The organism is Leeuwenhoekiella sp. W20_SRS_FM14 (assembly GCF_052119605.1).
Classification (GTDB): Bacteria; Bacteroidota; Bacteroidia; order Flavobacteriales; family Flavobacteriaceae; genus Leeuwenhoekiella.
The window spans coordinates 101,429-113,746 of record NZ_JBGQOK010000008.1 but is presented as its reverse complement, the minus strand read 5'-3'; the positions used below and the strand labels follow the sequence as shown (position 1 = coordinate 113,746).

Sequence of the window (12,318 nt, the reverse complement as noted above, 5' to 3'; positions counted from 1 at the left end):
ATGGGATTATTTTCATTTATTAAAAATGCCGGAGCTAAAATAGGCATCGGTAAGAGTACAGCTGAAGAAGCTGCAGAAAAGAAAGCAGAAGCTGCAGCAGCAGCGGCAGAAGCAAATAAGAAGGCAGCATCTTCTTTAAAAGAGACTATAAGTGATTTAGGTCTTGAAGTAGAAAATCTTGAAGTTACCATTACTGGCGAGTCTGCTGTTGTTTCAGGTAAAGCTAAAGATCAAACAACAAAAGAAAAAGTGGTACTAGTTGTAGGTAACGTAGAAGGGATTGCGCAGGTAGATGATCGTATGGAAGTAGATCACAGTGAGCCTGAAGCGCAATTTCACACTGTTGAGTCTGGAGATACGTTAAGTAAAATAGCAAAGAAGTTTTATGGCAACGCTATGAAATACCCTGTTATTTTTGAGGCTAACAAACCTATGCTTAAAGACCCAGACAAGATTTATCCTGGTCAAATGTTACGTATTCCTAATCTTGATTAAGTTTAAAAAACGTATAAATAAAAAATCCGCTTCAATGTTGAAGCGGATTTTTTTTATCTATAAAAATTCATTTGATCTATATAAACCCAAACAGGATCTGGTAATAGCGGCCTGCAGTTTTTACCTTCTTTAAGCGCTTTTCGAATAAATGTAGAAGAGATTTCAACAACCGGTGCGTCAACAACGTGTATGTTATTATGATATACTAAATTACTTTCTTCATTTTTTTCTGAAATTCGAGGGTAAACGTAAATCTCGTGATTTTCTAAAATAACTTCATAGTTTTTCCATTTATGAAGTGTTTTGAGATTGTCTTCCCCCATAATTAAGCTAAACTCGTGTTGAGGATATTTTTCTTTAAGATGGGCTAAGGTGTTTGTAGTATAATTAGGTTGTGGTAGGTTAAATTCTATAGTGCTGGCTTCAATTTTAGGATATGCTTCTAGAGCTTCTAATACAAGTTGATACCTGTGATTATTATCCAAAAGACTACTCTTTTTTTTAAATGGATTGTGTGGTGTAAGAACCATCCATATTTTATCAAGGTCGCTGTATTCAGCAAAGTGATTAGCGATAATTAGATGCCCTATATGTATAGGGTTAAAAGTGCCAAAGTATAGCCCTATTTTCATACCAGATTTTAGTGCTTTACAAATTTTTCAACCAGATTATATGCTTCTTCTAAAGCAACATCAAGATCGTTATTCTCAATAATGTGATCAAATTGTGGTGCCGTGGCAAGTTCAATACTGGCTTTGGCGACGCGCATATTTATGCGGTCTTCACTTTCGGTTTTGCGGTTTTTCAATCTTATTTTTAACTCTTCAATGCTTGGGGGTTTTACAAATACGGCTAGTGTGCGTTCTGGGTATAATTTTTTAATATCTAAACCACCTACTACATCTATATCAAAAATCACATGTTTGCCGTGTTTCCAAATGCGCTCCACTTCACTTTTTAATGTGCCGTAAAAATTATCCCGGTAGACCTCTTCCCATTCTAAAAACTCTTCAGATTTAATGCGACGTTTAAATTCTTTTAAAGAAAGAAAATAATAATCAACTCCGTCTTGTTCTGTGGGTCTGGGTTCTCGTGACGCAGCAGAGATACTAAATTCCAGATTTAATTCTTCTTTAGCTAAAAGCCACCTTACAATGGTTGTTTTACCGCTTCCGCTGGGCGCAGAAAAAACAATTAATTTACCTCCCTCAGTCATTTTAAAGCACGTTTAAAAGTTGTTCTTTAATTTTTTCTAGTTCGTCTTTCATACGCACCACAACTTGTTGCATTGGAGCGTAATTAGATTTAGAACCTATAGTATTTATCTCTCTTCCCATTTCCTGACTTATAAAAGCCAGCTTCTTACCATTAGAATCTGCAGATTTTAATGATTTCTGAAAGTATTCTAGGTGATTATTCAAACGTACTTTCTCTTCTGTGATATCGTACTTTTCTAAATAGTAGGTAAGTTCCTGCTCAAAACGATTTTCATCTACTTCAGTTTTTAGATCGCTTACTGCCTTAATGAGACGCTCGCGTACTCCTTGCATACGTTCTGGATCTAAGGTTTTAACTTCTTCTAAGTAAGCCGAAATATTAGAAATACGCAGATCAAAATCTTCTTTTAGAACTTTGCCTTCGTCAATTCTATAACTATCAATGGCATTTAGGGCAGTTTCAAGACTTGCTAAGATGGTTTGATATTCTTCAGCGTCAATCTCATCTCGTTCGGTTTTAAGAGCGTCAGGCAGTCTCACGGCCATTTTTAGAAGTTCGACCTCATCTGCACCTGGAGATACAGCCTTCAATTGCTTTATATATTGTTTTACAACATCAGCATTTATTGAGGTACTGGTTTCTTCACCATTAAGTTCAACATATAAACTAAAATCTATTTTACCACGCTCTAGTCTTTTGGCCACAAGGTTTCGCAACTCTAATTCTTTCTCTCTGTAAAAAGAAGGAATGCGCGCATTAAGATCCTGGCTCTTACTGTTAAGAGATTTAATCTCAATGGTTATTTTTTTTGTGGGAAGTTGAGTAACAGATTTCCCAAAACCGGTCATAGATTTTATCATGCGAATTATTTAGTGCGCAAAGATAACAAAACAAGCTGGGTTGAGGTACTTATTGAGAAATACGATAAAGTGTTAATTTATTAAGTTGAAATTTATTTTATTGAAAAATATATGTAGATTTTGTTAATTGTTTATAAATTACAAACTACTTAATTTAAAACACTAACTATTTATGAAAAAAGTAACACTACTACTTGGGTTGGCATTATTAACCGTAATCTCCTGTTCAGAAAATGCAGAAGAATTGAAAGATTCTCAAATATCAGAAAATCAAGAGGTTGCTGTTGATATGAGTGACTTTTATTTGTATACAGATGATTTTGAAAATGGAAAATCTAAGGTAGGTAAAGATTCTAAAGTTTGCTATTCAATGGCTAATTTAAATAGACAATTATCTGAAAATGAGGAGCTATATGACAAGATGTACACGATTGAAAAGGGTGTAAGAAAATTCATAAATGCAAAAAAGCCTTCAGGAGCAGGTAATGGCAATGGAGGCGGTACCAATACGGGCGGTGGTACAGATCCTGTGAGTGACGGTTTAGGAGTTATTACAATTCCTGTTGTGGTTCACGTGATCTACAGTAATTCACAAGAGAATATAAGTGACGCACAGATACAATCTCAAATTGCGATTCTTAATCAAGATTTTAATGCGACTAATGGAGATGTAAACAATGTACCTTCAGAATTTGCAGGTTTAGTTGCAGATTCAGACATCAATTTTACATTAAGTCAGACGATACGAGTTGCTTCTACACGTACTTCTTGGGGAACACGAGATGAGATGAAATTTGCTTCAAATGGGGGTTCTAATGTTGTTGCTCCCCAAACTCATTTAAATCTTTGGATTTGTAATATAGGAGGTGGTATTTTAGGATATGCACAGTTTCCTGGAGGTTCATCTTCAACAGATGGCGTAGTGATTTCTCCTCAATATATCGGAAACACCGGTTATGTTGCTGCTCCTTTTAATAAAGGTAGAACGGCTACTCACGAAGTTGGCCACTATTTAAATTTACGTCACATTTGGGGTGATGGCCGTTGCCAGCAAGATGATTTTGTTGCAGATACGCCATCTTCAGATGCGCCTAATTACGGTTGCCCATCGTATCCTACGGTAAATTGTAGAACTACAGATATGACCATGAATTATATGGATTATGTTGACGATGCTTGTATGTATATGTTCTCTGAAGGTCAAAAATCACGTATGCGTGCAATTTTTGGATCAGGAGGTCCAAGAGCGAGCTTTTTAAACTAGGTTACATACTCATAAATGAATTGTAAAGGCGCTCTGCTAAGAGCGTCTTTTTTGTACATTAGTTTTAAATAATAGATTATGAATTATATAGTGGGATTACTTTTTGTTTTGCTTGCTGCTAAAGGTTGTGAAGACCAGGCTGCATATCAAACTTTAGATTATGAAGCTTCTACCAGAGGTTATTATAGCCACATCAAGGTTGACGGAAATAATCTTACGGTTGATAATAACAGAGATGGTAGCGATAGGATTACTAAAGAATTATCTGCTAGTGAGGTAAACGAACTGAATAGACTCGTGCAGGCTTTTGTAATTACTTCCCCGGGAGATATAGAAAATCCTTCAAATGCTGCAGACACAGATGCGGCAATTCCTGTAAGATTTGTGATTAAAGGAGCGAGTTATAGTCGTACAGCAGAATTTGATAAAGGTAGTCCGCCTGCAAAACTGGCGCCTCTTGTAGGGCGTTTACTTTTATTAGCAGACACACTTTAAAACAAAAACCCACAAGATATCTTGTGGGTTTTTTAATAGTGGGATAATGCGCTTAAAGTTTACGCACCCATATATTTCTAAAACTTACCGGGTTTCCGTGATCCTGTAATTTTATGGGACCTTCACCGTGGGCTTCATTTTTAGGTTTTCCTATATACTCAGTAGTACCTTGTATCTCTACATTATCTTGAACTAAAACGCCATTGTGCAACACAGTTACGGTAGCAGCTTGTGTCTTGTTACCATCTACATCAAATACAGGTTGATGATAAATGATGTCATAGGTCTGCCATTCTTTAGTAGGTTTTGTGGCATTTACTAAAGGAATACTTTGCTTATAAATCGCTGTTGCCTGCCCGTTAGAATAGGTGCGGTTTTCAAAGCTATTAAGAACCTGAACTTCATACAAACCTTGCAAAAATATGCCACTATTACCACGACCCTGACCTTCACCTTCAACAACTTGAGGCGCCTGCCATTCTACGTGTAGCTGCATATCTCCAAAAGATTCTTTAGTTTGAATATCTCCTGTACCGCCTACAACGGTCATAGAGCCGTCTTTATTTATTTGCCACGGTGCATTTACGATCGAGTCTGTAGCACTTTTCCAGGCATCAAGGTTTTCACCATTAAACAATACAACCGCATCAGAAGGAACCCCTTTTTCACTAAAACTTACTACAGCCGGTTCTGGTTCCCAAACTTCAGTCTCTTTAGGATCTGTTATGGGGGCTTCTTCAACCACCATAGTGGTGTCTTTCACTGGAGCAGTAGTCTCGTCGGTTTTCTTTTCTTCGGAAGTATTACAGGAGATTAACAAACCTGCAGCCAGAGCCGGAAGTATAAATGTTTTTTTAATCATCATATTAAAGTTGTTTGATTTTTATATTTCGGTAGGAAACTTGATTTCCGTGGTCTTGTAAGGCGATTTTTCCCGATTTTACCTTAGCAAATGCTTTCCAATCTGCAAACTTAGATTTTGCAACCATAGCATCCCATTCTTCACCAGTAACCGGAAATGTTACTACTTCTTCACCATTCATAACTACAATACCTTTATTGTTATCATAATCAATAGTGATCTCATACGTATTCCATTCTCCAGCAGGTTTTACAACACCTTCAGGAGCTGCAATCATATCATATAAAGCACCAGAACGGTGTGTTGTTCCTGCTTTAGCATCAGGGTGGCGCTCGTCGTCTAATACCTGTATTTCTGCACCTGTGTAATACGGCTCGTTTAATTTAGGATCTTCCTGTACACCCCATAATACCCCACTGTTTCCACCTTCTGAAATCTTCCAATCAAGGCTTAAAACAAAACTTGTATACGTGCTGTCTGTTACCAGATTTTCAGTTCCCTCCCGGTTTTCTGCGGGTGTAAAAACTAAAGCATCGTCAACAACTTTCCACTGGGTAGGTTCTGCACCATTATAAACGTGCCAATGATCTAGATTACTTCCGTCAAAAAGAACAGTCCACTCGCCAGTTTCCTGTTGTATTTCTTCAGACTCTGTAACCGCTACTTCTTCTTTTTCAGAATCTTTAGGTTGATCTTTACACGAAGCAAAAAGTGCTAATGCAAAGCCCAGGGTTAATGTGATTTTTTTCATAGTGATATTTATTTAATGCCTAAAATTCGTTTCAATTTAGCTTCGTCTGTTTCCGCGCCGGCGAAATCATCAAAAGCTTTTTCGGTAGCTTCAATAATATGACTGGCAATAAACGGGGCGCCTTCACGAGCTCCTTGTTCAGGAGATTTGATACAGCATTCCCATTCCATAACCGCCCATACGTCACAGCTGTATTCGGTAAGTTTTGTAAAAATGGTTTTAAAATCTATTTGTCCATCACCTAAAGAGCGGTAACGTCCTGCGCGATCTCTCCAGTCGCCATACCCGCCAAAAGCACCTTTTTTGCCTGTAGGATTAAATTCTGAATCCTTAACGTGAAACATCTTTATAAACTCGTGGTAGTTGTCTATATATTCAATGTAATCTAATTGCTGAAGCACAAAATGGCTGGGATCATATAAAATATTTACCCGTTTGTGATTACCTGTCGCTTCGCGGAAACGCTCAAAAGTAACCCCATCGTGAATATCTTCTCCGGGATGCACTTCATAGCAAACATCAACTCCCTGCTCGTCAAAAGCATTCAAAATAGGAGTCCAGCGATCTGCAAGTTCTTTAAATCCTAGTTCTACTAATCCCGGTGGGCGCTGTGGCCAGGGGTGAAAGGTATGCCAAAGTAACGCACCGCTAAATGTACCGTGAACGTCTATACCAAGATTTCTACTTGCTTTTGCGGCACACATTAATTGGTCAACAGCCCATTCCTGACGTTTTTTTGGGTTGTTTTTAAAACCTTCTGGAGCAAAATTATCAAACATCTCATCATAAGCGGGATGTACTGCAACCAGTTGTCCTTGAAGATGTGTACACAGTTCGGTAATTTCGAGACCGTAGCTGTTTACTTTACCTTTAAGTTCATCGCAATAGGTTTTACTTTCTGATGCTTTTTTAAGATCGATTAACCGGGTTTCCCAGGTAGGGATTTGAATTCCTTTATAACCGAGATTGCTTGCCCATTTGCATAACCCATCAAGAGAATTGAAGGGTTCTTTATCGTCCATAAACTGAGCGAGAAATACTGCAGGGCCTTTTATGGTTTTCATTTGGTTGTTTGTTTTATACAAACACAGCGTCTAAGTGACGCTGCGTTTTTAAATTATTAATTTGTTAAGCTTACCCAGGCGGCATTATTGTCGCTTGATGCCACAGATGCGTAAATAAACTGCATACCTCTTAAACCGTCATCTATAGTTGGAAAATCTGGTCGTTCAGAGCAAGCTGCTCCGTCTTTTACGGCGAGAACTTCTTTAGCAAAGCTTCTGTAAATGGTAGCGAAACCTTCTAAATAACCTTCCGGATGGCCAGGAGGAACTCGGGTATATTCGGTAGATTCTGCATAAGTGCCATTTCCACCCGGTGTGTAAATCTGTTTCGGCTTGTCTAACCAATATGCGGTAAGCTCATTAGGATTTTCCTGATACCAGGCTACACTTCCTTTTGTGCCATAAACACGTATGCCCAGATTGTTTTCTTCACCGGTTGCTATTTGTGAAATACTCAAAGAGCCTTTAGTATTACCTTCAAGACGCAATAAAATATTACCGTCATCATCTAAAACACGCCCTGCGCCAAAACTGCTGAGGTCAGCAGCAACTTCTACAATTTTTTTACCCGTGATATATTCGGTTAGGTTTTCGGCGTGCGTACCTATGTCGCCTAAGGCACCGCCAATTCCAGATTTTTTAGGATCAACGCGCCAGCTGGCTTGTTTGTTTTCGGTTTCTTCAACAGCGGTAGACATCCACCCTTGTAAGTAGTGTACCACTACTTTGCGTATTTCTCCAAGTTCTCCATTTGCAACCATTAATCGTGCTTGCTTGACCATAGGATAACCGGTATAGTTGTGTGTCAAAGCAAATACTTTTGCGCTGCTTCTAACTACTTTTTGAAGTTCAAAAGCTTCTTCTAGCGTAAGTGTAACCGGCTTATCGCAAATAACGTGAAAACCATTTTCTAAGGCCATTTTTGCCGGTGGAAAGTGCATATGATTTGGAGTTACGATAGAAACAAAATCCATACGTTCTGTTTCAGGAAGCTCTGCTTCCTTTTTAATCATTTCCTCAAAACTATTGTAAGCGCGCTCAGGAGCAACACCTAATGCTTCGGCAGATTTGATGCTGCGTTCTGCATCACTGCTAAAGGCACCACAAACTAAATCTATCATCCCATCTATTCTGGAAGCTCTACGGTGTACATCTCCTATAAAAGAACCCTGGCCACCGCCTACCATTCCCATTTTTAATTTTTTCATCTTATAAATGTTTTTCTTCTACTTTTTCGTTCTTGAAGAATATAGCAAAAAGAACCATAACAGCTACAGCAAACAGCACCGGAAATGTCCAAATTCCATTCCAGTCGTGTACCCCTTCACTCAATAAATTGCTGTCTGTTACTTTACCTGCTATAAAGAAGCCTACTAACATACCTACACCGTAGGTGGCTAATGTGATAAGGCCCTGAGCTGAACTTTTAAACTTCTCTCCTGCTTTACTATCTGTATAAATTTGTCCTGAAACAAAGAAAAAATCATAGCAAATACCGTGCAATGCAATACCTATAAACAGCATAAATACAAGCTCGTCTGCATTGCCATAAGCGAATAATAAATAGCGAACCGCCCACGCTGCCATACCTAATAGTAAGGTGTATTTTACTCCAAAACGTTTAAAGAATAATGGTAGTAAAAGCATAAATAACACTTCAGATACCTGACCCAGGGCTGCCTTGGCGGTTGAACCTTCCATACCTATTTCTGTTAAAAACGGACTCAAATTCTGATAGTAAAATGCTAACGGAATACAAATGAGAATAGAAGATAGGAAGAATACAAGAAAGTTTCGGTCTTTAAGAAGTGAAAGCGCATCAAGTCCTAATATATCACGTAATCCTATTTTTTCTCCTTTAGCAACAACAGGAGGTGTTTTAGGTAATGTAAAACTGAAAATACCCAATACTGCCGAAGCAATAGCGGTCATTAAAAAAGTGTTTTTAAGAGCGCCTGCAGCTAATGCTTCGGTACTATCCCAGAAAAATATATAGCTAATAACCACCCCGGCAACAATCCATCCTATTGTGCCAAATACACGTATGTAAGAAAACTCTTTTGCAGGGTCTTTTAACTGTCTAAAAGATACTGAGTTTACTAAGGCAAGAGTGGGCATATAGGCAATCATATATCCTAAAACATAGGGGTAGAAAGCTGCAAAATCTGTAGCATTTGCCATTTGATACATAAGAACAGCGCCTATAAGATGTAGGACACCCAGAATACGTTCTGCATTAAAGTACCGGTCTGCAATTAACCCAATTATAAATGGGGCAATAATTGCTCCCCAGGATTGTGTGGAGAATGCAGCGCCTATCTCGCCGGCGGTAGCATTCAAATTTTGTCCCATAAAGGTACCTAATGTAACAAACCAGCCGCCCCAGATAAAAAACTCCAGAAACATCATAATTGATAGCTGTACGCGAATAAATGATTTCATAAAAAATATTAGTTAAGATTTTGTGCTGCAGAAAGTAGTAATTCTTTAGTTTTTATAATTCCTTCTTCGGCGGTGAGGTTTTCACCTTCATATTCAATACCTATAAAGCCGGTGTATCCCGCATTTTTTACAAGTTGAAGAATCTTAGTAAAGTCCATACTGGTTTCTTCTCCTGCTTCATCAAAGTTATAAGTCTTTGCGCTAACGGCTAAAGCTTTTGGCATCATTTCTTCAATACCTTGATACCTTGGATATTCCTCAACACAAGCACCATCCCATTGCGCACCATTTTCGCGTTTCACACAAAAATTACCAAAGTCAGGTAGCGTACCGCAATTGGGTTTATCAATGATATTGATAACTTCCATTAATAATTTTGCGTTAGAAGAAAAGCCGCCGTGATTTTCGACAATTACGTCTATGTTTTTAGAAGCTCCATATTCTGCTAATTTCCCCAAACCATCTATTGCGCTAGTTTTCCAAACCTCCTTATCTGGAGCGCCTATCAAATTAACGCGAATTGCGTGACAGCCTAAATAAGCGGCGGCATCAATCCACTTTTTATGATTTTCTACAGCGGTATTACGCTCATCGTCATCTGCTACAGCAAGATCTCCTTCTGCATCAACCATTATCAAAACGTTTTGCACATTAAATTCTTCAGACTTAGCTTTCAATTTAGGAAGAATAGAATCTAATGCGGTTTTATCATCAGAAAATGTTTCCATTAAAGGCGTGTATAACTGACTTACATATTCAATACCATCAAAACCCATTTCGTGTGCTTTTTCTGCAAAGTCTAGAGGGTTCATTTCTCCGCTTCGAATTGCTTTATTAAGTGACCACTGTGCGAGAGAAATCTTGAAAAATGGTTCTTTCTGAGTAACTACAACGCTTTCATCTACATTATTTTCAGTTTTATTTTCGTTTTTACACGAGATAACTGCGAGTAGTATTAGGGTTGTTAGCAGGAGTTTAACGTTCATTGGTTGAGTAAATTAGGTTGATTTACACGAGTCTCAAAATTGGGTGAAAAAGGTGCAAAAGATATAAGATCTCTAAATTATACTTTTTTTGGTTTAACTAAAAAATAACTTAAAATTTATATATTTGATAGCATTGGCTAGAATATATTATCAAAAAACTAGAAAAAACGTGAGTAGTATTAAACCTGAAGAGATGTACGATGCCATTGTGGTAGGTACTGGAATTAGCGGCGGCTGGGCTGCCAAAGAATTAAGTGAGCAAGGTCTTAAGACTTTAGTTCTTGAACGCGGCCGTATGGTGAGGCATATTGAAGATTATCCTACTATGAATATGGATCCCTGGGATTTCAAATTTAAAGGACAGCCTACAAAAGAAGAGGAGGCCAAGCAATTTAAGCAAGCGCGTACAGGATATACCACAAACAAGGCGCACAGCCACTTTTTTGTAAATGATCTAGAACACCCCTATAATGAAACCAAACGTTTTGACTGGATGCGTGGTTATCACGTGGGTGGTCGTTCTATTATGTGGGGTCGCCAGAGTTATCGTCTAAGCGACATTGATTTTGAAGCAAATAAAAAAGAAGGGATAGCTGTTGACTGGCCGGTGCGTTACAGTGATATTGCACCCTGGTATGATAAGGTTGAAGAATATATAGGAGTAAGTGGTGAGAATTTAGGATTACCTCAATTACCTGATGGTCATTTTGGCCCGCCAATGGATCTTAACTGCGTTGAAGAACATCTTAAGAAAAACATGGCGCAGAACTATAAAGACCGTTTGGTTACTATAGGGCGTACAGCTCATATTACCTATACAGATAAAACCTTTGAAGGTAGATCTGCGTGTCAATACAGAAATCGCTGTATGCGTGGTTGCCCGTTTGGAGCTTATTTTAGTAGTAACTCTTCTACATTACCTGCTGCTGAAAAAACAGGTAATATGACGCTAAGACCGTTTAGCATCGTAAAGGAGGTGGTTTATGACGATACTACAAAATTAGCAACAGGGGTTAAAGTTATTGATGCTGAAACTAAAGAAGAAATGACTTTTAACGCAAAAGTTATCTTCTTATGTGCTTCTGCAATTGCTTCTGCATCAATTTTAATGCAGTCAAAATCTGAACGCTTTCCAAATGGATTAGGAAACGACAGTGGAGAATTAGGACACAATATAATGGACCACCATTTTCAGGTAGGAGCTTCTGGAAAGTTTGATGGTTTTGAAGATAAATATTACAAAGGTCGCCGTGCAAACGGACTTTACATTCCTCGTTTTAGAAATGTAGGTGGCGATACAGATCAACCTAACTTTAAAAGAGGTTACGGGTATCAAGGAGGTGCAAGCCGTGGTGACTGGACTGAAGCTGTAGCCGAAATGAAATATGGTGAAGATCTTAAAAAAGCAATTTCTGAGCCGGGCGGCTGGACGATAGGTATTACCGCTTTTGGGGAATGCTTACCGTATCACGAGAATAAAATGAGCTTAGATTACGATAAATTAGATAAGTGGGGATTACCAACAGTCACTTTTGATGCAGAATGGAAAGAGAACGAGTGGGAAATGCGTAAAGATATGAAGCAGCAAGCGGTAGAAATGCTTACTAATGCTGGCTTTAAAGATGTTAAGCCCTATGATAATCCAGGAGCACCGGGACTAGGTATTCATGAAATGGGAACCGCGCGCATGGGTAGAGATCCTAAAACTTCGGTTCTAAATGGTAATAATCAGGTACATGCAGTACCTAACGTTTATGTTACAGATGGTTCTTTTATGACTTCAGCAAGTTGTGTGAACCCATCATTAACATATATGGCTTTTACTGCAAGAGCTGCAGCACACGCAGCAGAACAATTTAAAAACGGAAAATTCGCTTAATT

At 38.4% G+C, this 12,318-nt stretch carries 13 protein-coding genes; 4 read left to right on the top strand and 9 right to left on the bottom strand.

Annotated elements, in window-relative coordinates; all coding sequences use genetic code 11:
* Positions 1-495, top strand: a complete 495-nt coding sequence (lysM, locus tag ACEN25_RS14170; protein ID WP_441803475.1) for a peptidoglycan-binding protein LysM — start codon at positions 1-3, stop codon at positions 493-495.
* 53 nt (positions 496-548) lie between these two features.
* Here lysM and nadD read toward each other — a convergent pair whose 3' ends face one another.
* From nadD to ACEN25_RS14155, 3 genes are read right to left on the bottom strand one after another with little or no spacing between them, the layout of a single operon-like run.
* The gene (gene nadD / locus ACEN25_RS14165; RefSeq protein ID WP_441803474.1) at positions 549-1,127 is read right to left on the bottom strand and encodes a nicotinate (nicotinamide) nucleotide adenylyltransferase; all 579 of its coding nucleotides are present in this window, start codon (positions 1,125-1,127) and stop codon (positions 549-551) included.
* A gap of 8 nt (positions 1,128-1,135) precedes the next feature.
* On the bottom strand, positions 1,136-1,711 hold the full coding sequence (gmk, locus tag ACEN25_RS14160) for a guanylate kinase (protein WP_028376969.1): 576 nt from the start codon (positions 1,709-1,711) through the stop codon (positions 1,136-1,138).
* 1 nt (position 1,712) lies between these two features.
* Complete coding sequence (locus ACEN25_RS14155) at positions 1,713-2,573, bottom strand: YicC/YloC family endoribonuclease (RefSeq protein WP_441803473.1); 861 nt, start codon at positions 2,571-2,573, stop codon at positions 1,713-1,715.
* A gap of 172 nt (positions 2,574-2,745) precedes the next feature.
* On the opposite strand from ACEN25_RS14155, the gene ACEN25_RS14150 reads away from it, so the two are divergent.
* Both ACEN25_RS14150 and ACEN25_RS14145 read left to right on the top strand, forming a co-directional pair.
* Positions 2,746-3,837 carry a zinc metalloprotease gene (locus tag ACEN25_RS14150; protein ID WP_441803472.1) on the top strand — a complete coding sequence of 364 codons (1,092 nt, stop codon included), beginning with the start codon at positions 2,746-2,748 and terminating at the stop codon, positions 3,835-3,837.
* A 78-nt stretch (positions 3,838-3,915) separates the two neighbouring features.
* Entirely contained in the window at positions 3,916-4,332 is a 417-nt protein-coding gene (locus ACEN25_RS14145; RefSeq protein WP_441803471.1) for a hypothetical protein, read from the top strand.
* Positions 4,333-4,384: 52 nt separating this feature from the next.
* On the opposite strand, the gene ACEN25_RS14140 is transcribed toward ACEN25_RS14145, so the two are convergent.
* Genes ACEN25_RS14140 through ACEN25_RS14115 form a run of 6 tightly spaced genes read right to left on the bottom strand, consistent with a single transcriptional unit; the run spans position 4,385 to position 10,437 of the window.
* Positions 4,385-5,194 carry a 3-keto-disaccharide hydrolase gene (locus ACEN25_RS14140; RefSeq protein ID WP_441803520.1) on the bottom strand — a complete coding sequence of 270 codons (810 nt, stop codon included), beginning with the start codon at positions 5,192-5,194 and terminating at the stop codon, positions 4,385-4,387.
* Positions 5,195-5,198: 4 nt separating this feature from the next.
* A complete protein-coding gene (locus ACEN25_RS14135; RefSeq protein ID WP_441803470.1) occupies positions 5,199-5,945 on the bottom strand; it encodes a DUF1080 domain-containing protein in 747 nt (248 codons plus the stop codon).
* 8 nt (positions 5,946-5,953) lie between these two features.
* On the bottom strand, positions 5,954-7,009 hold the full coding sequence (locus ACEN25_RS14130) for a sugar phosphate isomerase/epimerase family protein (RefSeq protein WP_441803469.1): 1,056 nt from the start codon (positions 7,007-7,009) through the stop codon (positions 5,954-5,956).
* 56 nt (positions 7,010-7,065) lie between these two features.
* Positions 7,066-8,217, bottom strand: coding sequence for a Gfo/Idh/MocA family protein (locus ACEN25_RS14125; protein WP_441803468.1), 1,152 nt, complete (start codon positions 8,215-8,217; stop codon positions 7,066-7,068).
* A gap of 1 nt (position 8,218) precedes the next feature.
* The gene (locus ACEN25_RS14120) at positions 8,219-9,451 is read right to left on the bottom strand and encodes a nucleoside permease (protein WP_441803467.1); all 1,233 of its coding nucleotides are present in this window, start codon (positions 9,449-9,451) and stop codon (positions 8,219-8,221) included.
* 8 nt (positions 9,452-9,459) lie between these two features.
* Entirely contained in the window at positions 9,460-10,437 is a 978-nt protein-coding gene (locus ACEN25_RS14115; RefSeq protein WP_441803466.1) for a sugar phosphate isomerase/epimerase family protein, read from the bottom strand.
* Between the two features lie 193 nt (positions 10,438-10,630).
* Between ACEN25_RS14115 and ACEN25_RS14110 the strand changes: the two genes are divergently transcribed.
* On the top strand, positions 10,631-12,316 hold the full coding sequence (locus ACEN25_RS14110; protein WP_441803519.1) for a GMC oxidoreductase: 1,686 nt from the start codon (positions 10,631-10,633) through the stop codon (positions 12,314-12,316).
* Positions 12,317-12,318 lie beyond the last annotated feature (2 nt).

What these genes read in the sequence shown, in the direction of transcription:
- ACEN25_RS14110 (WP_441803519.1), top strand. Translation starts at nt 10,631, where the DNA reads ATGTACGATGCCATTGTGGTAGGTACTGGAATTAGCGGCGGCTGGGCT.
- ACEN25_RS14155 (WP_441803473.1), bottom strand. Translation starts at nt 2,573, where the DNA reads ATGATAAAATCTATGACCGGTTTTGGGAAATCTGTTACTCAACTTCCC.
- ACEN25_RS14150 (WP_441803472.1), top strand. Translation starts at nt 2,746, where the DNA reads ATGAAAAAAGTAACACTACTACTTGGGTTGGCATTATTAACCGTAATC.
- gmk (WP_028376969.1), bottom strand. Translation starts at nt 1,711, where the DNA reads ATGACTGAGGGAGGTAAATTAATTGTTTTTTCTGCGCCCAGCGGAAGC.
- ACEN25_RS14120 (WP_441803467.1), bottom strand. Translation starts at nt 9,451, where the DNA reads ATGAAATCATTTATTCGCGTACAGCTATCAATTATGATGTTTCTGGAG.
- ACEN25_RS14125 (WP_441803468.1), bottom strand. Translation starts at nt 8,217, where the DNA reads ATGAAAAAATTAAAAATGGGAATGGTAGGCGGTGGCCAGGGTTCTTTT.
- ACEN25_RS14115 (WP_441803466.1), bottom strand. Translation starts at nt 10,437, where the DNA reads ATGAACGTTAAACTCCTGCTAACAACCCTAATACTACTCGCAGTTATC.
- lysM (WP_441803475.1), top strand. Translation starts at nt 1, where the DNA reads ATGGGATTATTTTCATTTATTAAAAATGCCGGAGCTAAAATAGGCATC.
- ACEN25_RS14135 (WP_441803470.1), bottom strand. Translation starts at nt 5,945, where the DNA reads ATGAAAAAAATCACATTAACCCTGGGCTTTGCATTAGCACTTTTTGCT.
- ACEN25_RS14140 (WP_441803520.1), bottom strand. Translation starts at nt 5,194, where the DNA reads ATGATTAAAAAAACATTTATACTTCCGGCTCTGGCTGCAGGTTTGTTA.
- ACEN25_RS14145 (WP_441803471.1), top strand. Translation starts at nt 3,916, where the DNA reads ATGAATTATATAGTGGGATTACTTTTTGTTTTGCTTGCTGCTAAAGGT.
- nadD (WP_441803474.1), bottom strand. Translation starts at nt 1,127, where the DNA reads ATGAAAATAGGGCTATACTTTGGCACTTTTAACCCTATACATATAGGG.
- ACEN25_RS14130 (WP_441803469.1), bottom strand. Translation starts at nt 7,009, where the DNA reads ATGAAAACCATAAAAGGCCCTGCAGTATTTCTCGCTCAGTTTATGGAC.